The organism is Trinickia sp. HAY1-2D (genome assembly GCF_056754935.1).
The window spans coordinates 833,577-856,627 of the sequence record NZ_JBPGWX010000001.1; the positions used below are offsets into that span (position 1 = coordinate 833,577).

18 protein-coding genes are annotated in these 23,051 nt (G+C 63.2%); 11 read left to right on the forward strand and 7 right to left on the reverse strand.

The features are described 5' to 3' along the window. Nucleotides 1-173: 173 nt before the first annotated feature. From nirB to ACR9ZC_RS03700, 8 genes are all read left to right on the forward strand, one after another. Nucleotides 174-2,606: a nitrite reductase large subunit NirB gene (gene nirB, locus ACR9ZC_RS03665; RefSeq protein WP_481579167.1), complete on the forward strand. Its 2,433-nt coding sequence runs from the start codon at nucleotides 174-176 to the stop codon at nucleotides 2,604-2,606. A gap of 7 nt (nucleotides 2,607-2,613) precedes the next feature. Next, complete coding sequence (gene nirD, locus ACR9ZC_RS03670; RefSeq protein WP_414720165.1) at nucleotides 2,614-2,943, forward strand: nitrite reductase small subunit NirD; 330 nt, start codon at nucleotides 2,614-2,616, stop codon at nucleotides 2,941-2,943. 17 nt (nucleotides 2,944-2,960) lie between these two features. Continuing rightward, the gene (locus ACR9ZC_RS03675; RefSeq protein WP_481579168.1) at nucleotides 2,961-5,693 is read left to right on the forward strand and encodes a nitrate reductase; all 2,733 of its coding nucleotides are present in this window, start codon (nucleotides 2,961-2,963) and stop codon (nucleotides 5,691-5,693) included. 8 nt (nucleotides 5,694-5,701) lie between these two features. Next, nucleotides 5,702-6,277, forward strand: coding sequence for an ANTAR domain-containing response regulator (locus ACR9ZC_RS03680; RefSeq protein ID WP_331567261.1), 576 nt, complete (start codon nucleotides 5,702-5,704; stop codon nucleotides 6,275-6,277). A 2-nt stretch (nucleotides 6,278-6,279) separates the two neighbouring features. Continuing rightward, nucleotides 6,280-7,404 (forward strand): CmpA/NrtA family ABC transporter substrate-binding protein, encoded by a 1,125-nt coding sequence (locus tag ACR9ZC_RS03685; RefSeq protein WP_481579169.1) that lies wholly within the window; start codon nucleotides 6,280-6,282, stop codon nucleotides 7,402-7,404. A 177-nt stretch (nucleotides 7,405-7,581) separates the two neighbouring features. Further along, nucleotides 7,582-8,739, forward strand: a complete 1,158-nt coding sequence (locus ACR9ZC_RS03690) for an HPP family protein (RefSeq protein WP_481579170.1) — start codon at nucleotides 7,582-7,584, stop codon at nucleotides 8,737-8,739. 102 nt (nucleotides 8,740-8,841) lie between these two features. Continuing rightward, a complete protein-coding gene (locus tag ACR9ZC_RS03695; protein ID WP_331567207.1) occupies nucleotides 8,842-9,258 on the forward strand; it encodes a MarR family winged helix-turn-helix transcriptional regulator in 417 nt (138 codons plus the stop codon). A 13-nt stretch (nucleotides 9,259-9,271) separates the two neighbouring features. After that, nucleotides 9,272-11,059, forward strand: a complete 1,788-nt coding sequence (locus ACR9ZC_RS03700) for a chloride channel protein (RefSeq protein ID WP_481579171.1) — start codon at nucleotides 9,272-9,274, stop codon at nucleotides 11,057-11,059. 126 nt (nucleotides 11,060-11,185) lie between these two features. On the opposite strand, the gene ACR9ZC_RS03705 is transcribed toward ACR9ZC_RS03700, so the two are convergent. Next, a complete protein-coding gene (locus tag ACR9ZC_RS03705) occupies nucleotides 11,186-11,914 on the reverse strand; it encodes a site-2 protease family protein (RefSeq protein ID WP_481579172.1) in 729 nt (242 codons plus the stop codon). Between the two features lie 10 nt (nucleotides 11,915-11,924). Further along, nucleotides 11,925-12,929, reverse strand: coding sequence for a DUF2167 domain-containing protein (locus tag ACR9ZC_RS03710; RefSeq protein ID WP_481579173.1), 1,005 nt, complete (start codon nucleotides 12,927-12,929; stop codon nucleotides 11,925-11,927). 459 nt (nucleotides 12,930-13,388) lie between these two features. On the opposite strand from ACR9ZC_RS03710, the gene ACR9ZC_RS03715 reads away from it, so the two are divergent. Further along, on the forward strand, nucleotides 13,389-13,712 hold the full coding sequence (locus tag ACR9ZC_RS03715) for a hypothetical protein (RefSeq protein ID WP_481579174.1): 324 nt from the start codon (nucleotides 13,389-13,391) through the stop codon (nucleotides 13,710-13,712). Here the strand turns inward: ACR9ZC_RS03715 and ACR9ZC_RS03720 are convergent. The 3 genes from ACR9ZC_RS03720 to ACR9ZC_RS03730 all read right to left on the reverse strand — a co-directional run bounded on the left by ACR9ZC_RS03720 (nucleotide 13,675) and on the right by ACR9ZC_RS03730 (nucleotide 17,063). Further along, the gene (locus tag ACR9ZC_RS03720) at nucleotides 13,675-14,553 is read right to left on the reverse strand and encodes a hypothetical protein (protein WP_481579175.1); all 879 of its coding nucleotides are present in this window, start codon (nucleotides 14,551-14,553) and stop codon (nucleotides 13,675-13,677) included. The genes ACR9ZC_RS03715 and ACR9ZC_RS03720 overlap by 38 nt on opposite strands. A 119-nt stretch (nucleotides 14,554-14,672) precedes the next feature. Beyond that, the gene (locus ACR9ZC_RS03725; RefSeq protein ID WP_481579176.1) at nucleotides 14,673-15,752 is read right to left on the reverse strand and encodes an NAD(P)/FAD-dependent oxidoreductase; all 1,080 of its coding nucleotides are present in this window, start codon (nucleotides 15,750-15,752) and stop codon (nucleotides 14,673-14,675) included. Nucleotides 15,753-15,950: 198 nt separating this feature from the next. Continuing rightward, nucleotides 15,951-17,063: a porin gene (locus ACR9ZC_RS03730; RefSeq protein WP_481579177.1), complete on the reverse strand. Its 1,113-nt coding sequence runs from the start codon at nucleotides 17,061-17,063 to the stop codon at nucleotides 15,951-15,953. A gap of 507 nt (nucleotides 17,064-17,570) precedes the next feature. Between ACR9ZC_RS03730 and ACR9ZC_RS03735 the strand changes: the two genes are divergently transcribed. Continuing rightward, nucleotides 17,571-18,098, forward strand: a complete 528-nt coding sequence (locus ACR9ZC_RS03735) for a hypothetical protein (RefSeq protein WP_481579178.1) — start codon at nucleotides 17,571-17,573, stop codon at nucleotides 18,096-18,098. A gap of 255 nt (nucleotides 18,099-18,353) precedes the next feature. Continuing rightward, nucleotides 18,354-18,914: an outer membrane lipoprotein gene (locus tag ACR9ZC_RS03740; protein ID WP_440563202.1), complete on the forward strand. Its 561-nt coding sequence runs from the start codon at nucleotides 18,354-18,356 to the stop codon at nucleotides 18,912-18,914. Between the two features lie 69 nt (nucleotides 18,915-18,983). Here the strand turns inward: ACR9ZC_RS03740 and ACR9ZC_RS03745 are convergent, their stop codons facing one another. Next, the gene (locus ACR9ZC_RS03745; RefSeq protein ID WP_481579179.1) at nucleotides 18,984-19,712 is read right to left on the reverse strand and encodes a phage tail tip lysozyme; all 729 of its coding nucleotides are present in this window, start codon (nucleotides 19,710-19,712) and stop codon (nucleotides 18,984-18,986) included. Nucleotides 19,713-19,903: 191 nt separating this feature from the next. Then, complete coding sequence (locus ACR9ZC_RS03750) at nucleotides 19,904-23,050, reverse strand: error-prone DNA polymerase (RefSeq protein WP_481579180.1); 3,147 nt, start codon at nucleotides 23,048-23,050, stop codon at nucleotides 19,904-19,906. Between the last annotated feature and the right edge of the window lies 1 nt (nucleotide 23,051).

Here is a 23,051-nt window from a genome sequence, read left to right on the forward strand (position 1 = left end):
CGGGCGCGGGCAAGACATGATGCGATGCGGCACCGTTGCCGCGATCGCCAACGGATTAGGACAACGGCGTCCCCTCGTGCATCGGCACGGGCGGGCGCCGTTTGTTTTCGGGTTCGGATTTTTGGTCGGGCAACGACGCTGCGACGCCACACGCTTGAGAAGGAGTCCAATCGATGAACAAGCCACGACTCGTCGTAATCGGCAACGGCATGGCCGGCATTCGCACGATCGAAGAACTGCTCGCCCTCGCCCCCGACCAGTACGAGATCACGGTCTTTGGCGCCGAGCCGCATCCGAACTACAACCGGATCCTGCTTTCGCCGGTGCTCGCCGGCGAGCAATCGTTCGACGACATCGTGCTGAACCCGCTCGATTGGTATGCGAAGAACGACATTCAGTTGCACCTCGGCAAAGCCATTTCGCGCATCGATCGCAAGCGCCGCCTTGTCGTGGCGGAAGACGGCACGGAAGCGCCCTACGACCGGCTACTGATCGCCACCGGCTCGCAACCGTTCATCCTGCCCGTGCCGGGCGCCGGCCTGAAGGGCGTCATCACCTACCGCGACATCCAGGATACGCAGGCGATGATCGACGCCGCCAGCGTGAAACGCCATGCCGTCGTGATCGGCGGCGGGCTGCTCGGCCTCGAAGCGGCCAATGGACTCAAGCTGCGCGGCATGGAAGTGACCGTCGTGCATCTGGCTTCCACGTTGCTCGAACGCCAGCTCGACACCCAAGCGGGCAAACTGCTGCAGCGCTCGCTCGAAGCACGCGGCCTCACGTTCCTGCTCGAGAAGTCCACGAGCGAGATCGTCGGCAACGAAGCCGGCGAAGTCGCTGCCGTGCGCTTCAAGGATGGCGAGGAAATCGCAGCCGATCTAGTCGTCATGGCCGCCGGCATCCGCCCGAACACGACGCTCGCCGAACAGGCAGGCCTTTATTGCAACCGCGGCATCGTCGTCAACGACACGCTGCAGACTTACGACCCCCGCATCTATGCCGTCGGCGAATGCGTGAGCCACCGCGGCATTGCCTATGGGCTCGTGGCCCCGCTTTTCGAGCAGGCCAAGGTCTGCGCGAACCATCTCGCGCTGATGGGCATTGGCACGTATAAAGGCTCGGTGCTCTCGACGAAACTGAAGGTCACCGGGATCGATCTCTTTTCCGCGGGCGACTTCATCGGCGGCGAGGACACCGAGCAGATCGTGCTGTCCGACCCTTCGAGCGGCGTCTACAAGAAGCTCGTGATCCAGGACGACCGCCTCGTCGGCGCCTGTCTGTATGGCGATACGGCCGACGGAGCGTGGTATTTCAAGTTGCTGCGTGAAGGACGCAAGCTCGGCGAGCTGCGCGATCGCCTGATGTTCGGCGAATCGAGCATTGGCGACGGGGGCGTGCAGGGTCATAACCGCGCGGCCGCGATGGCCGACAGCGACGAAGTCTGCGGCTGCAACGGCGTGTGCAAAGGCACCATCGTCAAGTCCATCACCGAGAAGGGCCTCTTCACGCTCGACGACGTCAAAAAGCACACGAAGGCGGCCAGTTCGTGCGGATCGTGCTCGGGGCTCGTCGAGCAGATCCTGATGAGTACGGTGGGAACGAGTTTTCAGGAAACGCCCAAGACCAAGGCGATGTGCGGCTGCACGGAGCGCACGCACGACGAAGTCCGCAAGGCGATTCGCGAGAACAAGCTGCTCACGCACCAGAACGTCTACGACTTCCTCGAGTGGCGCACGCCGAACGGCTGCTCGACGTGCCGCCCGGCCATCAACTACTACCTGATTTCGACGTGGCCCCACGAAGCCGTCGACGATCCGCAAAGCCGCTTCATCAACGAACGCGCGCACGCAAATATTCAAAAGGACAACACCTTCTCGGTGGTGCCGCAAATGAAGGGCGGCGTGACGACGCCCGATGAGCTGCGCCGCATCGCGAATGTCGCCGATAAATACCAGATTCCGATGGTGAAGGTGACGGGCGGTCAGCGCATCGATTTGCTCGGCGTCAAAAAGGAAGATCTGGTCGGCGTCTGGCGCGATCTCGGCATGCCGTCGGGCCATGCGTACGGCAAATCGATCCGCACCGTGAAAACCTGCGTCGGCAGCGAGTTCTGCCGCTTCGGCACGCAAAACAGCACGCAGATGGGTATCGATCTGGAAACCATGCTGGCCAACATGTGGTCGCCGCACAAGGTGAAGCTCGCCGTCTCGGGCTGCCCGCGCAATTGTGCCGAAGCCGGCATCAAGGACGTCGGGGTCATTGCGGTGGACAGCGGATGGGAAATCTATGTCGGCGGCAACGGCGGCATCAAGACGGAGGTCGCGCAGTTCCTCGTCAAGGTGAAGACGGCCGACGAGGTCAAGGAGTACACGGCCGCGTTCCTCCAGCTCTATCGCGAGGAAGCGCACTACCTCGATCGCACCGTGCACTACCTCGATCGCGTCGGGCTCGACTATGTGAAGCGCAAGATCGTCGACGATGCGGCGAGCCGCCAGGCGCTCTACGAACGCCTGCTGTTCTCGCTCGAGGGCCTGCCCGATCCGTGGCAGGAGCGTATCGAAGGCGCGCAAGAGCGCGAATACATTCCGCTTACGGTTGTCAATTGAGGATTTGATGATGGATCGCTTGTCCCTTCCCAACTGGACTCACGTCTGCCAGGTCTCCGACATTCCGCGGCTCGGCAGCCGTGTGCTCAAGCGTGCCGACGGCGATATCGCGATCTTCCGCACGGCCGATGACGAGGTCTTCGCCCTGCTCGATCACTGCCCGCACAAGGGCGGCGCGCTTTCGCAAGGCATCGTGCACGGCAAGGCCGTCACCTGCCCGCTGCACAGCTGGAACATCGAACTCGCAACCGGCGAGGCGCGCGCGCCCGACGAAGGATGCGCGCGGCGCTTTCCCGTCAAGGTCGACGGCGAGGCGGTATACGTCTCGATCGCATGACGGGGAGCCCTACCGCGATGAAAACCGTCACGCGCTCGACTTGTTGCTACTGCGGCGTCGGCTGCGGTGTGCTGATCGAAGCCGAGCACGGCCGCATCACGGGTATCGCGGGAGATCCGGATCACCCGGCGAACTTCGGGCGCCTGTGCACGAAAGGCCGGACGTTGCCGCTGACGGCGGCCGGCACCGGCGGCCGCGCGCTGCGCCCTGAAATGCGCCTGGCGCGCAATGCCCCGCGCGAAGCGACCGATTGGGATAGCGCGCTCGATCACGTGGCCTCGCGTTTCGCGCAAATCATCGAGCGCGACGGGCCCGACGCCGTCGCGTTCTATATCTCGGGTCAGTTGCTGACCGAGGACTACTACGTCTTCAACAAGCTCGCGAAGGGCCTCGTTCGCACCAACAACATCGACACGAATTCGCGGCTTTGCATGTCGAGCGCCGTGACCGGCTACAAAAAAGCACTGGGCGCCGATGGGCCACCCACCTGCTACGAAGATCTCGAGCTCGCCGAAACCGTGCTGTTCGCGGGCAGCAATATGCCCTACGCGCATCCCGTCCTGTTTCGCCGGCTCGAGGACGCCAAGGCGAAGAACCCGGCGGTGCGCTGGATCGTCGTCGATCCGCGCCGCACGGACGTGGCCGCGCTCGCCGACATGCATCTGGCCATCCAGCCCGGCACCGACGTGGCGCTCTTCAACGGCATGCTGCACCACTTGATCTGGGAAGGCTTGATCGACCGCGACTTCATCGAAGCTCATACGAACGGCTTTCTCGATGCCAAGGCGCTCGTACGCGAATATTCGCCGCGCACGGCCGCCAGTGTGTGCGGTATCGCCGAGGAAGATCTGATCCGTGCAGCCGAATGGTTTGCGACGAGCCCCGCGGCGCTTTCGCTTTACTGCATGGGGCTCAACCAGTCGAGTCACGGCACCGACAAGAATCTGGCGCTGATCAACCTGCATCTCGCCACGCGACAGATCGGCAAGCCGGGCGCCGGTCCGTTCTCGCTCACGGGGCAGCCGAATGCCATGGGCGGGCGCGAGGTGGGCGGTATGGCGACCATGCTCGCCGCGCATCGCGACATCGGCAATGCCGGGCATCGGGCCGAAGTCGAAGCGCTTTGGGGCGTCGAAGGATTGTCTGCGCGCCCCGGTCTGCCGGCCGTCGACATGTTCGACGCCATCGCGGACGGCCGTATCAAGGCAGTCTGGATCGCCTGCACGAACCCCGTTCATTCGATGCCCGACATCGCCCGCGTGCGAAAAGCGCTCGAGAAGGCTGAGCTCGTCGTCGTTCAGGAAGCGTTCGTCCATACCGACACCGTGCCGTACGCCGACGTATTGTTGCCTGCGGCGACATGGGGAGAAAAGTCGGGCACGGTAACCAACTCGGAACGGCGCATCTCGCGCGTGCAAGCGGCCGTGCAAGCGCCCGGCGATGCAAGAGCCGATTGGTGGATCGCCGCCGAAGTGGCGCGGCGCCTCGAAGGCCGCCTTGCCAGCCGTACCCGGCGCCCGGAGGGCGAGCCCGAAGGCATCGCTTCGGACTCCACACTATTTCCTTATTCGTCGCCGGAAGCCATTTTCGACGAGCATCGGGCACTGACGATCGGCCGCGATCTGGATATCGGCGGGCTCAGCTACGCGCTGCTCGAAGACGAAGGGCCGAAGCAATGGCCCTTCATTGCGGGCGCCGGTGAGGGCTTGGCACGCCGTTATACCGACGGTGTGTTCGCGACGGCCGACGGCCGCGCGCAGTTTCATCCGACAGCTTACCTGGGCGTTGCCGAACCGACCGACGCACGGTATCCGTTTCGCCTCGTCACGGGCCGCTTGCGCGATCAATGGCACGGCATGAGCCGCACCGGTCGCGCCGATGCCCTCTTCGCGCATGCGCCCGAGGCCACCGTCGTCATGCAACGGGGAGATGCCACGCGGCGCGGGCTCAAGGACGGCGATCTCGTCGCCGTGGCGAGCCGTCGCGGCAAGGTGGTGCTGCCCGTCGAAACGTCGGACGACCTGCGCTCGGGCACGCTGTTCACCGCGATGCACTGGAGCGGCCAGTACCTCAATAGCGGCGGTGCGAACGAAGCGACGATCGCCGCGGTCGATCCTCATTCGGCTCAGCCGGAGCTGAAGCATGCCGCCGTTCGGATCGAAGTCCCGGACCTGCCTTGGCGCGTCGTTGCGGCCAAGCGAGGCGACACGCTCGCGCTGCGCGCCGCGGTCCAGCCGCTATTGGCCGAGCGCCGCTACGCGTCCGTGCGCATCGAAGACGACAATCTGCTCGTCGTCTCGGCGGCCGACTCGGTCGCGCATTCGGAGTGGGTCGAAAAGCTCCACGATGCGCTGGGACTACCGCGCGGCGACGACCTGCTCGAATATCGCGATCCACGGCGTGGGCGCGAACAACGCGTCGCCTGGAGCGGTAACATGCTCGACGGATTCCTGCTGACGGGCGACACGAGCGGCGCGCGCGCCTTCATCGAGCAAATCCGCTCGCTGGCACCGTGGCCGGGGCCCCGGCACACGATTTTCCTGCCGGGCGGCGAAGATGCATTGCGCTCGCTTGCCCCGCGCGCGCGTATCGTCTGTAATTGCAAACAGGTGACGCAAACGCAAATCGAACAGGCCGTCGGTGCGCATGCCAGCTTCGACGATTTGAAATCGACGCTCGGCTGCGGTACCGTCTGCGGCTCTTGCGTACCGGAAATCAAGCGACTGATGAAAGCACCTGCTGCTGCATGACCTCGACGATGCTGCGCATCCTGCTCGTGACCGACACCGAAAAGCCCATCGGCGAGATGCGCGAGGCGCTCGCGCGCCTCGGCTACGAGATGCTCGCCGAAGCGGCCACGCCGCAGGCGCTGCCGAAGGTCGTCGAGCGCGAGCGGCCCGACGTCATCATCGTCGATACGGAATCGCCGTCGCGCGACACGCTCGAACATCTCGCCGTCATGAACGAGGCCGCGCCGCGACCGGTGCTGATGTTCAGCCATGACGCGAACCAGCAGCTGATTCGCGAGGCCGTCGACGCGGGCGTGACCGCCTATGTCGCCGAAGGTCTCGCACCCGAGCGGCTTGCACCGATTCTCGAAGTGGCGCTCGCGCGATTCGCCCACGAGGAGAAGCTGCGCCAGCGCCTCGCCAAGGTCGAAGGCGAACTCGCCGAGCGCAAGACCATCGATCGGGCCAAACGGCTTCTCATGGAGCGCGGCCAGATGTCCGAGCACGACGCCTATGCCACGCTGCGAAAGCGCGCGATGGATGCTGGCGTGCGGCTCGCCGAAATCGCTCGTCGGCTCGTCGACGCGGCCGACTCTTCGAGGTAGACATGGATACCGATACGCTGGCCGCCAGCGCCCCCAACTCGCCCGGCGCGCTCGAAAAAACCCACTTGCGGCTGGGGTTCGTCGCGCTTTCCGACGCCGCGCCGCTCGTTGCCGCGAAGGTGCTCGAATTCGGCCACCGTCATGGGCTCACGCTCGAGCTGTGCCGCCAGCCGTCGTGGGCCGCCGTGCGCGACAAGCTGCTCTCGGGCGAGCTCGATGCAGCGCATGCGCTGTATGGACTCGTCTATGGCGTGCAGCTCGGCATCGGCGGCCCGCAAGCCGACATGGCGGTACTGATGGTGCTGAACCGCAACGGGCAGGCGATCACGCTGTCCACGCAACTCGCGCAGGCACTCGATACAACCGGCAGTTTGAAGGCCGCGCTTGCCACGCTGGGTCGCGCCCCCGTGTTTGCGCAAACCTTCCCGACCGGCACCCATGCCATGTGGCTTTATTACTGGCTCGCGGCACAAGGCGTGCATCCGCTGGAGGACATCGAGAGCGTCGTCATCCCGCCACCGCGCATGGTCGATGCGCTGGCGCGGCAGACGCTCGATGGGTTTTGCGCCGGCGAGCCCTGGCATGCCCTTGCCGAGGCGCGCGGGGCCGGTCAGACCGTTGCCGCAACGAGCGAAATCTGGCCGAACCATCCCGAGAAAGTGCTTGCATGCCGGCGTGACTTCGTCGCGCACCACCCCAATACGGCGCGTGCGTTGATTCGCACGATGCTCGAAGCGTGTCGGTGGGTCGACGCCCCCTCGCACCGCGACGAAATCGCGCCTTGGCTCGCCAAGGCCGATGCGCTCGACGTGCCGGGCGAGCTCATCGCGCCACGCCTTGCCGGCCGCGACGGCGGCGTGCGCTTCGCCAAACCTCCGCTGCCCGTTGCGTTCTTCGACAGCGGCGCGGTCAACTACCCGCGCGTGTCCGACGGCCGCTGGTTCCTGGCTCAATATCGCCGCTGGCGTTTGCTGCGCGGTGGGCCAACCGCTGGCGCCGACGACGCAGCCATCGCCTCGGAGATCAATCAAACCGCGCTCTACCGCGAAGCCGCCGCGCTCGCCGATGTGCCGATTCCCGCCGAAAACCGCACCGAACTCTTTTGCGACGGTGCGACCTGGCCCTGAGCGCCGATAAACGTTTTGCCGATCCCGCGCCAGCCGGACGTTGTATTCGCGCATCGCTGCCGATGGCCGACACGTGACGATATGTCACGGCGCGATATAATCGCTGCCCGCTCGCGACGAGCCGGCACGTACTGCCGCACGTCGCTTCGCTTTCGATCATACAAAACGAAACGTCACGTGCTTCATCCCGCCCTCGCCCGCTGGCTGCTCACCTTCGTCCCGCATCCCGTCTCCGTTCCCTGGCGCGAACGCATTCGCTCGTGCATCGGCGCGCTGGTCGGCATCGCCGTGACCGGAGCAAGCATGCACTGGCTGCTTGGCGACGAGGGACGCATTGCGCTGCTCGTGGCGCCGATGGGTGCCTCCGCTGTGCTCCTTTTTGCCGTACCCGCGAGCCCGCTTGCGCAGCCGTGGTCGTTCATCGGCGGCAATCTCGTGGCTGCCACGCTAGGCGTGCTGGCGAGCCGCTTGTTCGGCGATCCGATCGTCGCCGCCGCATTCGCCGTGGCAGCGGCCACCTGCGCCATGTTTGCGCTGCGCTGCGTCCATCCGCCGTCAGGCGCTGTCGCGCTGACGGCCGTACTCGGCGGGCCCGCCGTGCATGCGCTCGGTTTTCGCTTCGTGCTCGAGCCGATCGCGCTGCAATCGTTCGTACTCCTTACCGCTGCCATCGCCTATCACACGTTGACGCGGCATCGCTATCCGCATGTGCGCCGGGCGAGCGCTCAAGCTCAGACGGCAGGCGATACGGGCGGCACCGGTGTGACCCGCGCCGACATCGAAGCGATCGTGCGCCAGCAAGGCGAGCTCATCGACGTGGCCACGGACGACTTACAGTCTCTCTTACGCGAAGCGCAGCTGCTGGCGTACGCGCGCAGCTTCAGCGATATGACCTGCGCGCGGATCATGTCGCCCGACGTCGTGACGGTGACGGTCGATAGCACCGCAGCGGCAGCCTGGCGGTTGCTCGAACGCCACCGCATCAAGGCGCTGCCCGTCATCGACGGCGAACGACGTGTCGTCGGCATCGTCACGCGCACGGATTTCGTCGGCCGCACCTCGTTCGGGCTGCGGCGCGTGCGCAACGCACGCTTCGGATGGTGGCGTCGGGACGAGGCGGCGGGCCGCCGCGTAGCCGAATTGATGACATCGGCGGTCTGCACGGTCAATGTGTCGGTCGCGGTCGCCCAATTGATCCCGCTTTTTGCGCATTACGGCCATCATCACATTCCGGTCGTCGACGATAAACAGCGCCTGGTCGGCATGATCACCCAGTCCGATCTGATCGGCGGGCTGCACCGCCAGACGCAGACGCGGCGCTTGCAATCGGCGTAAGGCGGAGCAACATGCGCGTCACCCCCTTGCTACACGGGCGGCCCAGAACCGAAATATCACAATGTGATATAGTTTCGCGTTCACATTTTCGCTCTGCCGACCATGAAAACCATAGCTTCCCGCGCGCTCGCCAAAACCGACTTCGAGCAGCTTTCGGAGTTTCGTTTCCAGATGCGCCGTTTCGAGCGATTTTCGGAGCGCGCTGCGCAAGACGAAGGCATTACGCCGCTGCAGTATTTGCTGCTGCTTCATATCAAGGGATATCCAGGCCGCGAATGGGCGACCATCGGCGAGTTGGCGGAGCGGCTGCAAGCGCAGCATCACGGCGTGGTAGCGCTCGTTACGCGCTGCGAAGCGATCGGGCTCGTCAAGCGCAAGCCGAGCGAGGTCGACCGCCGGCAAGTGGAAGTCCATTTGCTCAAAGCGGGCGAAACCATTCTCGTGCGGCTGGCCGCGCTGCATCAGGCCGAATTGAAGTCATTACAAGGCACGTTCAGCGTGCCGCAAATCGATCTTTGAAGTCAAATTTCAGATGAGCATCGACACACACAAGCGGGATTTCTCTTCCAATGCGCGACTGCCCGGCATTTGCGCACTCGCGGCCGCCATCGGTGTGCTCGGTACCATCGCAGCGTATGTCCTGCTCAACCTGATTCGCCTTTTCACGAATCTCTTCTTCTTCGGCGCTTTCTCGTTCGCCGACCGGCCGCCTGCAGACAATGCGCTGGGGCTTTGGGTCATTCTCGTTCCGGCTGCGGGTGGGCTCGCCGTCGGAATGATCGCGCGCTTCGGCTCCGAGAAAATCCGCGGGCACGGCATCCCTGAAGCGATCGAGGCCATTCTTTTCGGCAAGAGCCGGATGTCGCCGAAAGTGGCGATCCTGAAGCCGCTTTCGTCGGGCATCGTGATCGGCAGCGGTGGGCCGTTCGGTGCCGAAGGCCCGATCATCATGACCGGTGGCGCGCTGGGTTCCCTGCTCGCGCAGTGCTTCAAGGTGACAGCCGGCGAACGCAAGACGCTACTCGTCGCGGGCGCCGCCGCCGGCATGACCGCCGTGTTCGGCACACCGGTTGCAGCCGTGCTGCTCGCGGTCGAACTCTTGTTGTTCGAGTGGCGCCCCCGCAGCTTCCTGCCTGTCGCGCTCGCCTGCGCGGTCGCGGGTTTCATGCGCGCGGCGTGGCTCGGTTCAGGTCCGCTCTTCCCGCTCGAAACGGCGCAGCCGAATGCGATTTCGCTTCTATCGTGCGCGATTCTCGGCATTGCCTGCGGTGCGCTGGCCTGCGGGCTCTCGATGGCGCTCTACAAGACCGAGGATCTCTTCGGCAAGCTGCCGCTGCACTGGATGTGGTGGCCCGCACTCGGCGGGCTTGTCGTCGGCATCGGCGGCTTCATCGAGCCTCGCGTGCTTGGCGTCGGTTACGACGTGATCGGAGACCTTCTGCATCAGCATTTGGCAGTGAAGGTCGCGCTTGCCATTCTCGTCGTCAAAGCGATCGCCTGGGTCGTTGCGCTGGGCTCGGGCACGTCGGGCGGGGTGCTTGCGCCGCTGCTCATGCTGGGTGCCGGCCTGGGCATCGTGTTCGGTCAGGTGCTGCCGGGCAACGAACCGGCGTTATGGCCGCTCGTGGCAATGGCAGCGACGCTCGGGGCAACCCTCGGCGCGCCGCTGACCGCCGTCGTTTTCGCATTCGGCCTCACGCACGACAGCAACGCGTTTTTGCCGCTCCTCACGGCGACCCTGTTTGCGCATGGATTCACGACGGTCGTCATGCGACGTTCGATCATGACCGAGAAGATCGCAAGGCGCGGTTATCACATTTATCGCGAGTACGGTGTCGATCCGCTCGAGCGTCATTTCGTCGATGAGGTGATGACGCGGACCGTCAAGACGATCGATGCCGCGATGCCCGTGCACGATGCATCGGAGACATTTTTCGGCGCGAGCCAGACGCATCGTGCCTATCCGGTCGTGCGCGGCGAACGTCTCGTGAGTGTCGTCGATCGCATGGCGCTGATGGCGCTCGTCGAAGGCGAGGCGGCCGTCAAGAGGGGCACTTCGGTCGGCGATGCGATCGCGCGCACTACCCCACCTGTCGCGCTTGCCAACGAGACCTGCCGCCTCGTCGCAACCCGCCTCGCCGTTCACGGTCTCGAGCGCTTACCGGTCGTGGCCGATCGCGAGTCGCTGCGCCTCATCGGGATCGTGGCGCGTAGCGATCTCGTCAAACCGGCGCAACTGCATTTCGACGAAGAACACAAGAAAGAACGGTTCCGCCGCTTCACACCGCTGCGAGTGGGGAAGCGGCGCACGGGGATGTGACGCGAAGCGTCTCATGCGCTGCGCGGTGGGACGGTGCGGCGCTCGCTCGGTCTTTGCGGACCGCGGCGCCTCACGGTCCTCGGCTATGGCGCCATATTTGTCGAAGGTGAATGCGGTCACATCGGATCAGCGCATGCCCTCACGCATCGGTCCGAGCATTTCGTGAACTCCAAAAGTCATCATCGCGAGAAACGCCAAAAGCGCGAGATAGTAGAACGCGTAGCTTAGCTTGACCGACGGCGCGATGTCGTAGTACTGGGCATTCTCGGCGCTCGTCGGGTCGTAGTGCCATGCCCGCTTGAGCTGCGGGAATGCGAGAATAGCCATCATGATCAGTAGTGGACTCGGATGCCACGCAAACAGCGCGATGAGGACCGGAACGCCCGCAAACCAGATCCGCGGCGAAAGCACTGCAGTGATCCGGCCGCCATCGAAGGGCGACAGCGGAATCATGTTGAACAGGTTCAGGAAGAAACCCGCATATGACAGCGCAAGCAGCCAGTTGCTGTCGAGGTGGCGCGCGAGAAAATAGCAGGCGAGCGCACCGAGGGTGCCGGCAAACGGTCCCGCGAGACCGATATACGCCTCAGTTTCGGCGTCGTGCGGCATCTCCTTCAACTGGATCCACGCGCCTACGAACGGGACGAACGTCGGCAACCCCACGTCAAGCCCACGCTGCCGGGCGGCCACGTAATGGCCGCTTTCGTGCACGAACAGCAGAAGCATGAAGCCCACCGCGAAAGGCCAGCCGTAGAAAACCGCATAAACGACAATCGACAGCAGCATGGTGCCGGTCGTAGTCAAGACCTTGCCGAGCTTCAATCCGTTCAGCAGAAGAATCAGTAGTTTGGTCATGATGGAACGATCATGGGTGCTCGTCGGGACGACGCGAGGCCGCAGAGGCTTCGTCGGCCGGCAAGGGCGCAGCGAGAGTCGACTCGACGGCCGGTGCGGGCGATGACGAATGAGCCGCAACCGACTGGATGACCCTCTGCTTGCGCTTGAAAAGCCGCCTGATCGATGCGCCGAACGCCAGCAGGGCCACGATGCCGATCTTGAAGAACTTGACGGCGAATGCGGCGATGATCGCGAATAGGCCGAGTTTCTTCACCGCGACTCCGGCGATCAGGGCGGCAAGCCCGTATTCCGCGACGTGATCGGTCGCGGAGTTGAAGTCGGCGTAGCGCTTGCCGTCGAGGTAATCGATATCTGCGAGCAGCGCGGTTGCGATGGGCTTGTCAGCGGGGAGCGATGACAGTTGCGTCACCATCGTCAGGGACAAGTAACCGTCGCGCCCAAGGGCGAGGGTTCGATAGTTCACATCGGGCGCACTGGCGCTCTGGCCTTTCGTGCGGATGATTGCAGACCAGACCAGGCGATGCGTCTTGGCGTCGTACGCCGGCGTTTCCGCCCAGCCGGTCACCTCGAGTTCCGGCAGCCCCCGGTCCCGGCGCCCCGAATTGGACTGCTCGGTCCCGTCGCGCAAGTTTTTCAGAATGTCGTCGGGGTTCCAGTTTTTCGCGTCGTCGTCGCGGACGTAACCCGCTTTCTCGAAGCTGAGTACAGCGAACCAGTTTGCTCCGTCGGCAAGCGGCACGATCAGGCCGACGAGCGATTTCTCATCCACATGGTTACCAAGCGCACGCAGGTAACGGATGGCGGCGGGTGCCGGCACGAAACCGTGATTCGCCGGCAGCGCAAAATTTGCCTCGTCGGCGACCGCAACCTTGCTCGGTCCGCGAATGAGTGCATTATTGGCTTCCTTCACGGCGGATTTCAGCTCCGTCTGGGTGGCTTGGTTTTGTGCGAAGCCCGCTGTGGCGATCGCCATGAAACATAGCGACAGCAGCAATCTGGTGAGTACTCTCATGGTTTGGTCTGTATGGTGTTTTTTGAGTTCGGCACGACGTCACGCCAGCCGAGATCTTAGGCCCTCAGTGAATAACGGCGGCTTGCATAGAGATCTTTAGGATGTCGTTTGACCAAGATTGCACGCTTGCGGTCGCGGCCGCAGCTGGCTCCTGAAGTCGCCCCATCCAAGCTTCGTCAGCCGAGGATGACTTCCACGAGAACGGCGATGCTGCCGAACGTCGCCACGTTCCAGATGAGGGACCGGATCGAATGCCGGACGCATGGAGCGGTATGCCGACGACTTCCCACGCCCCCATGCGAACAAGGATGAACACCCTCACGGATAAGGTGCGATGGGGTCGTCTTGAGCACGAAGCGGGGCATCCGGTTCGTTCGGCCTCGCACAGTCCGATCCGACCGAAGGTATGACAATAGGCCGCAATCGCAGACGCCGATCTGGCGTGCGAGGAGACCGAAAATGAATATGCTCGATATGGCCGCGCGGGCCGGCCTGCAGGTACTGCTCGATGCGCGCATCGGCAACGAGACCTACCATAGCGTGAGCGGCTCGATCGCATCGCTGCAGCGTTTTGCCGATGCGGTCGCCGCCGCGACGCGGGCTGAAGTGCTCCACGCCTCGTGGCCGAAAGCGGGCGTCAACTCGTCCAGGCTGCGTTGTGCCGCGGCACGCAGACGACGCGTCCGCTCTCTGGTCCTGCGATGCTTCCGGCAATCGACGCCACGACGGGGTTCCGCACGATGGATCAGTGCGGTCGTGCCGCGTCGCGCACCTTCCGGCTGATATCCTCAGCGATAGCACGATTCGTTGCGGCCAGTGTAATGAGGTCTGTTGCGCCCTGCGGCCGCTCCGCGACGTCAAGGATTTGCTCCGCCGTTGCAATCTTGGACAGCATTTGACCGTGTTCAGAAAGCGCATTCAGCACGGTCATGCCATCTTTTCTGCATGCGATTGCGAGCAACCGCTCCCTAAGGGCGAGAGCCTGCTCCCGGCTCGAGCCGAGCCGAGCCGGCAGTTTGCCATGGGCAGCGCTAAGCTGCTCAAGTATTGCCGAGCTGTGCTCCTTTATCGCACCTGCTAGCTCTGTGTAGGTGTAGCCCGAATCCACGAGGTCTGCCAGCGATGCCAGCTTCGTTGCGCCGTTCTGTTCCGCGGCGAGATTCAAAACATGGGGGAGCGATGCACCGTGGAGCAGCGTTTCCCAATGCCGAGACAACGCGCGCAACACCGTTACCCCATCGTTCCCACATGCGATTTTAGTCAACTGCTCGCGACGCGCAGCCTGCTCCGAGGGCACTAAGGCAGTCGACACATTGCTGTGGGCTCGGCGAAGCGCTTCGAGCCCTGCTGAACCGTGTTTCGCTTCGACGCTGCCCAGTTGTTTCGCGGTATAGCGGAAATTCGTGAGATGCGCCCTGGCCTCGACATTATCGGCGGGCGTCAAGACGGAAAAAGTAACGTCCCGGCCGGTACCTTTTTGAGGCGCGTCTTGCAATGCCGGGCTCTCACCTTGCGGCGCTGCATGCGAACCCGCTTCGACGCGTTCCGAATGCGCGGCTCCGTCTGTGGGGGCTGGCTGATCCGCGCCTCCCGTGCCTTGTGTCGCTCGTCCGACGTTCGTCATTTGAGACTCCTCCCGCTGATCGATGAAAGTGACTTCGCAGCCACTATAGGCGGATGAGCGAAACCTCAACGGCGAATAACGAAGCGGGGAATCGTCGGGCGAACGGGACGTGGTTCAGTTCATTCGTCGGCCGCCAGATCTTTTTTTGCATCGGCACCGAGAATACGCTCGGAAAGTTTCTGATCGTAACTCGAATGGATATGTGTGCGCTTTTTCTCGGGAAACGCGTACGTATAGGCCTTGCGCAACGCAAGCGAGGCCTCGTGAAAACCCGAAAGAATCAGCTTTTGCTTGTTCGGATAAACGGCAATATCGCCCACAGCGAAGATGCCCGGACGCGACGATTCGTAGTTCGACGTATCGACAGCCACACGCCCCGCGAGCGTCTCGATCCCCCAATGCGCGATCGGTCCGAGTTCGGCAACGAGGCCGTAAAGCGCGATGACATGATCCGCGTCGATGACCGTCTCGCCACCGATCTGCTTGATATCGACCGACTTGAGCACTCCGCCATCGGCGTTGAGCGCGGCAATCGTACCAATCACGATATCGAGCTCACCATCGGCTGCCGCGCGCTTCGCTTCTTCCACTGATGCGTGCGCCGCGCGAAACGTCTCGCGCCGATGCACGAGCGTCACGCGCTTTGCGATGTTGCGCAGCGCAAGGGCCCAGTCGAGCGCCGAGTCGCCGCCCCCTGCCACGATGACGCGCTGCCCCGCGAATGCGGCAGTTTCACGCACGGCATAGTGGATGTGCCGGCCTTCGAGCGCTGCGGCCGATTCGAGTGCGATACGCTGAGGCACGAACGCACCGTTGCCGGCAGCCAGCAGCACCGCCGCGGTATCGAACACGAGTCCCTTGTCGGTACTCACGCGCCAGCGCTTGTCGTCGCCATGCGATTCGAGCGTCGTCACGCGATGCCCCAGGTGTTGAGGCGGATCGAACGGACGGCATTGTTCGGTCAGCCGCTCGACGAGTTCGCGCGCGGTGCATACAGGTATCGCGGGAATATCGAAAATCGGTTTGTCGGGATACAGCTCGATGCATTGACCGCCCGGCACCTCGAGCGCGTCGACGAGGTGACAGGTCAAACCGATCACGCCGGCCTCGAACGCCGCAAAAAGACCCACGGGCCCCGCGCCGACGATGAGGACATCTGTACGAATGGTGGCGTTCTCTGACGATGACGTGCTGCTCACGTTCGAATCCTCTCGATGACGGCGGCGGGCCCTCGAAGCGAGGTTCGTCGGCTCGATGCCGGTTTCAATGGCATCGAGTATAGAGGCGGCGCAGGCTCCGAAATGCAGTGGCCCGTTCTCCAGTAGGGAGAAGCGCATGGAAAAAAGGCGCCGCAATGCGGCGCCTTTTCAGACAGCAATCAGACGCTGAAACCCGCTTTAGAAACGGTGACGCAAACCGACCGTTGCGGACGTCTGGTTGTTCGAGCTCGAGATGCCGCCGTTATTGGCGTTGTAGACCCATGCCACAGCACCGTTACCCGAAGCGTGCTGGTACACGACCTGCGCGTAGACGTCCGTGCGCTTGGAGAGCGCATAGTCGGCTTGCGCGCCGATTTGGTTGAAGTGCTGACGTGCGCTCACGCCCAGCAGCGATGCTTTTTGCTGCGTGTACGTGTAAGCGACACCCAGACCCAGCGCCGGCGTCAGGTTGTACTTGCCGTTGATTTCGTAGTTGTTCTGGCTGAGCGACAGCGGCGCCACAGCGAAGTTGTCGACGCGAGCCTGCGTCCAGACGAAACCGACTTGCGCGGGACCGAACGCATACGAAGCGCCGGCGCCGTAAGTGCGCTGGCGGAAGTTGCCCGGCACACCGAAGACTGCGACAGCCGACGTATCCGACGCGCCGTTGTTCGCGGCAAGCGGGTTGTTCTGCTGCGCGTACGAAGCCGCGACACGCAGGCCCTGGAACTGATAGGCCGCGCCAACGCTGTATTCGCGGTTGTTCGCGAAGTTGGTCTGGTTGGAGAAGCCGTAGGTCGCACCGAACGTGAAGCCCGCGTAGTTCGCGCTCGTGAACTTGATCGAGTTGTTGACCGCGACGCCGTAGTTCGTATTAAGGTTGTCGAAGTTGCCGAAGTGCGCGAACGACGTGCCGCCCCAGCTACCCGTTGCGCTCAGCGGCGCGAGGTAGTCTTGCTCGGCGTCGTACTGGCGGCCGAGCGTTACGGTGCCATAGTTGCTCGACAGACCGACGAACGACTGACGCGTGAACATGCTGCTGCCGTTGGCGAAGCGGCCGCTATTCACGTTGAAACCGCTTTCGAGCGTGAAGATCGCCTTCAGGCCGTTACCCAGGTCTTCCGAGCCCTTCAGGCCGAAACGGCTTTGATCGATGCCGCCGCTCGTCTGCTGCCAGTCCGAATGGCCGCCGACATTGCTCGTGTAATTGATGCCTGCGTCCAAAACGCCGTAGAGCGTGACGCTGCTTTGCGCGTGTGCCGCGACGGCAAACGAAGCCGAAACCGCAGCAACGATGAGGGTCTTTTTCATTGGAGGAAATCCCTTTCTGGTCAAACTGGCCCCGTGGCCAGACTTCGGAAGAACGGCTCTCGTCACCGCGGCTCTCGACGGCGATGACTTATGTCAGATGAATGAGCTGTTCAGCGAGGGGCGAGTCTACGGGGAGGGGGTGTCCGGGTAAACGCGGATTCTGTAATACATTATTGCGAAAACAGAAACGATAGGGTGCGGCTATTGGTGCATTCCCTTGTTTTGGTTGGATTTTTTTCGTGGTTAAGAAGCGCGTTCATTTCAGGACGCAAGCGAGCGAACGCCCCGCTAGTTGCGAATCCGCCACACACTGGCCCGCGCTTATCATGGGCAATGAGCGTCATCGCACCGATACGACATCCCGGCCGATCCATTGGCGGATTGCGCCGATAGTCTCTCGTCCGCAGCCGCGGGCCGAAGCCTATGCTTGGCGTTGCTTCCCTACGCGCGCAAGGCGCGAACAGGGGTATCCGAAGAAATACGAGAACCGAGGGACGATTGCGAGCGATGAGCATTCGAGCATGGGCCGGCGCAGTTCTGATAGCGACGACGAGCGGACTCGTGTGGGCGCAGCGGCCACTCGTCTATCCGTTGCGCAGCCAGTCGCCCGGCGCGCAAAGTGTCGACAACGCGTTTTGCTATTGGCAGGCCAAGCAACAGACGAACGTCGATATCGCGCGCGAACCGCAACGCCCGTTGCGTACCAAAGCGATCGAGTTTACGCCGGACGCGGGGCGCGGCACGTCGGTGCCGCCGTTGCCGCCAGGCGCGGACCGCGCGAAGGCGGCAAGCGGGGGTGCAAGCGCAGCCGCGGCGTCGGCAGCCTCCCCGGCGACAGTGGCGTCCCAGGCGACACCGGCATCGTCGGCGACGAGCGTAGGCGCATCGGGTGCGAGCCAAACTGCCGCGCTCAATGCGGCATCGGGCGCAAGCAGCGTCAACCTTCCTCCTCTTCCTCCGCCCGAGCCCCCTATGACGCGCTACTGGCAGGCATACGGCGACTGCATGCAAAGCCGCGGTTACGGCGTGCGTTGAACGAGCGTCGAAAAACGTAGCAAGCAGACGTGAGCCAGGTGCGCGCATACCGCGCACCGAGCGCCGAAACGCAGCGATCCCACTTCTTGCGAACGACCCGCTTCAGCGGTGCTTTGCGCCTATCGGCCGTGCGGCAACAGACTTTACAGTCTGTTACCCGGGGCCCGCGTACAGCCGATTCGGCTTTCCCTATACTCCGATCCGCAACTGACTTACTTGCGCTTTGCGAGCGCTCAATCGATACCGAGTCAAATCATGAAACGCCCCACGCTGATCAAGACCACTCTTCTGACTGCGCTCATAGCGGTCGCCGGCTTGTCCCTTACCGCATGTGTCGCGCCGAACCCGTACGGAGCATACGGTGCGCAGCCGCAGTACGCGCAACCGCAGTACGCGCAGCCGGCATATGCCCAGCCGAGCTACGCGCAACCCGCTTATACGCCGCCGCCACAGCCCGCCTACACTCAGCCCGGCGAATACGGCACGCAGTACGGCAGCGTCGCGGGCATTCGGCCGATCGGCGGCGCGACGAGTCCCTCCGGCGTCGCGGGCACGCTCGTCGGCGCGGTGGTAGGCGGAGTTATCGGCAATCAGTTCGGCCGCGGACATGGGCGCGATGCCGCCACGGTTATTGGGGCACTCGGCGGTGCTGTCGCCGGCAATCAGATCGGTCAGAACATGGGGCAGCCGTCCGGCTATCGCGTCGACATTCAGTTGAGCGACGGCAGCATGCGTTCGTTCGATATGCAAACGCCGGGCGATTTGCGGCCGGGCGACCGCGTGCGCATCGACGGTAACCAGATCTCTCGCTACTAGGCTGCTTTGAAACGCGGGTAGCGCACAACAGGGCGGATGCGCCGGCAATGCCGGCGCACCGCGAGTCCGTCAAACCATCACCGAGCTTCCGGATGGCCTCACCTGTGCGAGCGCAGCGTATCGCGCATTGAGGGCAAGGACACCCGGGCGCTCGAACACGTTGCAAAACTTCAGCGTCGCCTCTTTCGCCGTGCTCGTCGACTTTACGGCGCGGATGGCATCCGAATGCGTGGTCTGCAACTCGTGCTTCAAAAACGCGTAGTTCGCCTCCACGCTCGACGGGTTCATATGGTTGCGTGCCGCGAAATCGAGGAACTCCCGTTTGCGCGAACCCGTCCATTGCGCCACACCGTAGCCTTGCCCCATGTTCGAGCTGGGCGCCCCGGCATGCCCGCCTTCGTTCATGTTGGGATGCATGCCGCCGCTTTCGTACCAGAGGTTGGCGACGATCCCGGCCGCCTGGTTAGGCGTCAAATTGAAATCCTTCTGCAAATGGGTCATGAAGTAGCTGGCCACCGGCTTGCCGCCCCCGCTTGCGCCCGAGTATGAAGCGACGCGGGCGCTACCTGCGCGCGAAGTGCCACCCGGGCTTGAAGAGCCACCGGATATCAAGGCCGCCAGGAGCGAATCCGTCGAGGATTCGCCGTCTCCGAGCGCAGATGAAAGCAACGCCAACAGTTGCTCGATTTCCTTGACGATGCCGGCTTGATACAGTGCGGGGTTCCAAGCAGCGCCGCCAGTGCCCGTCGGCTCGCTTTGCAGCGTATCCAATCCTCGTAATCCAGCGGTATTGATCACAGCCATCTCCGATGACAATGGGTAGCCCGTCGACTATGCGATTTGGGCCGGCACTACGAAGAACATAGCAAAGGCATCCTTACGATACTTTCGATACGCGAAGCGAACGACGTCAAAGCGAAGCGGGGATCAAAGCGAAGCCGGCCCGGTACCGCGAGAGCGAGCGACGCCTCGGGCTCGTCGCTGAACGCTCAATGAAAATTCCTACTGGAAGTCGACAACTCGCCGAGCAAATGCGACAGGTCGACGAAACGGTGCGCAACCAGATGCCGTACCTCTCCTTCGCATTGCCAAACGCCGAACACTGCGAGGAGCGTCGCGCCGAGCGCCTCTTTTCTCTGCCGTTCGAGCATCTTCGGCCAGACGATGACATTGACGTTACCGGTCTCGTCTTCGATCGTGACGAAGATCACGCCCTTCGCCGTATCGGGCCGCTGGCGCACCGTCACGATCCCGCAAGCTCGGGCCAGCCGGCCGTTCGGATAATGCTGCAATACCGCAGCCGGCATCAGCCGTTTCTTGTCCAATTGCGAGCGCAAGAGCGCCACGGGATGACGTCCGAGCGTCAGGCCCATCGTCCGGTAATCCCCTACGATATCCTCCGCTTCCGACGGCATACCAAGCGCCGGCGTTTCGTCCTCCAGGACCGCGCGCGCGAGCATGTCCTTGTCCGGCACGGCGGCCGCCGATTGCCACAACGCTTCGCGGCGATTACCGGCGAGCGATGCGAGTGCATTGGCCGCGGCGAGTACTTGCAAGTCGTGGCGATCGAGTTCGGCCCGGCACGCCATGTCGCGTACGCTCTCGAACGGCCGCGCCGCTCGCGCGAGGGCGATGCGTTCGGCCGCGCCATCGCGCATGCCCTTGAGCTGCGACAGGCCAAGACGAACCGCGGGCCGTTCCCTGTGCGCCACCTGTTCGAGCGTCGCATCCCACTGGCTGATGGCAATATCGACAGGCAATACCTCGACACCGTGGCGCCGCGCATCCTGCACGAGCTGCGACGGTGAATAAAATCCCATCGGCTGGCTATTGAGCATCGCCGCGAGGAAAGCTTCCGGCTCGTGACGCTTGAGCCAGCTGCTCGCATAGACGAGCAGTGCAAAGCTTGCCGCATGGCTTTCCGGGAAGCCATACTCGGCGAATCCCTTGATCTGCTCGAAAATACCGTCGGCGAACGATTTCTCGTAGCCGCGCGCGGTCATGCCGCCTACGATGCGATCGTAGTATTGCTCGAGCCCGCCTTTGCGTTTCCATGAAGCCATCGCCCGCCGCAGTTGATCGGCCTCGCCCGCCGTAAAGCCCGCGGCGAGCATCGCGACCTGCATGACCTGCTCCTGGAAGATCGGCACGCCGAGCGTGCGCGACAACGCAATTTCCAGCGCCTTGCCGGGGTACGTGACGGGCTCGAGCTTCTGGCGACGCCGCAAATAAGGATGAACGGCGCCGCCTTGAATCGGCCCCGGCCGCACGATCGCAACCTCGATCACGAGATCGTAGAACGTCCGCGGCTTCAGACGCGGCAGCATCGACATCTGCGCGCGCGATTCGATCTGAAACACGCCGACCGTATCGGCGCGCGAAATCATTTCGTACGTCGCAGTATCCTCCGGCGGAATGTCCTGCATTTCAAAACGTTCGCCTCGCAGTTGCGAAACGAAATCGAGCGTGCGGCGAATGGCCGAGAGCATACCCAGGGCAAGCACGTCGACTTTCAGCAATCCTAACGATTCGAGATCGTCCTTGTCCCATTCGATGACGGAACGTTCCGGCATGGCCGCATTTTCGATCGGTACGAGCCGCGACAGCTTGCCGCGACTGATGACGAAGCCTCCCGAATGCTGCGACAGATGGCGAGGAAAACCGAGCAGTTGCGTGGCGAGCGATGCCCACGCCTGTATCAGCGGCGCTTCGGGATCGAGCCCGCAGTCCTGGAAACGCTTGAGCAAGTCGCGTCTGCCATCGAACCACTGGTGCGATTTGGCCACCCGATCGACGATTTGCGGGTCGACACCGAGCGCCTTGCCCGTTTCGCGCAGTGCACCGCGCGGGCGGTATGTCGACACTGCGGCGGCAATGGCTGCCCGGTCCCGACCGTATTTCGAATAGATGTACTGAACGACCTCCTCCCGGCGCTGATGCTCGAAATCGACATCGATATCGGGTGGCTCGCCACGCTCTTTGCTGATGAAGCGCTCGAACAGCATATTGCCGCGAGCTGGATCCACTTCGGTAATGCCAAGGCAGTAGCAAACCGCCGAATTGGCAGCCGAGCCGCGCCCCTGGCAGAGAATGCCGCGGCTGCGGGCAAAGCGGACGATGTCATAGACAGTCAGGAAATAAGGCTCGTATTCGAGCTCGCGTATGAGATCGAGTTCGTATTCGATCTGGGTTTGAATATCGTATGGGATACCGCTCGCAAAGCGCCGGTGAGCGCCGATATAGGTTTCCTGACGCAAGTAATCGGTCGGCGTCGTTCCGGGCGGCACGAGTTCGTCCGGATATTCGTAGCGCAGCGAATCGAGCGAGAACGTACAGCGCGCGAGGATGTTCGTCGTTTCCTTCAGCGCATGCTCGGGATAGAGATTGGCGAGCCGCAGCCGCGGGCGCAGGTGCTGTTCGGCGTTGGGCGCAAGCTCGTAACCGCATTCGTGCACCGGTTTGCCCACCCGGATCGCCGTCATGGTGTCCTGCAAAGGCTTGCGCGAGCGCACATGCATGACCACATGCCCGAGCGCGACGACCGGTAGCGCGCATTGCTGCGCGACATATTCGATCGTGCCGCGATGAATGTCGTCCATCGCGCGCTGATGCAAAACGAGACCACACCAGGCTCTGGCGGGAAACGTCGCGTCGAGCCATTGCAGGCGCTCGCCAAGCAGCGCCTCCTTGGCGGGGAAATCGGGTACGAGGATCGCCAGGCATCCGGGCATGCCGCGCAGATGTGTGTACGGTTTTTCCGGCCGAGCGAGATCTTGCGGCGTCAGCCGGTATTCGCCCTTTGGCGCACGCATTCTCCCCAGCGTGATGAGCTCGCATAAATTGCCATAACCGTCCCGGTTCTGTGCAAGCAGAATCAGCCCGAAAGCCGGCGAGCCGTCGGCATTGACCAGCTTGAAATACGAGCCGACGACGAGCGGCAGTTGCGCTTGCCTGGCCGCCACATGCGCGCGCACGATGCCGGCAAGCGAGCACTCATCGGTGATCGCCAGGCCGGCGTAACCCAATTGCGCGGCGCGCTCGGCCAACTCCTCGGCATGCGATGCGCCTTGCAGGAACGTGAAATTCGATAGGCAAAAAAGCTCGGCATAAGCCGGCAGCGCGGTCGGAACAGTCATC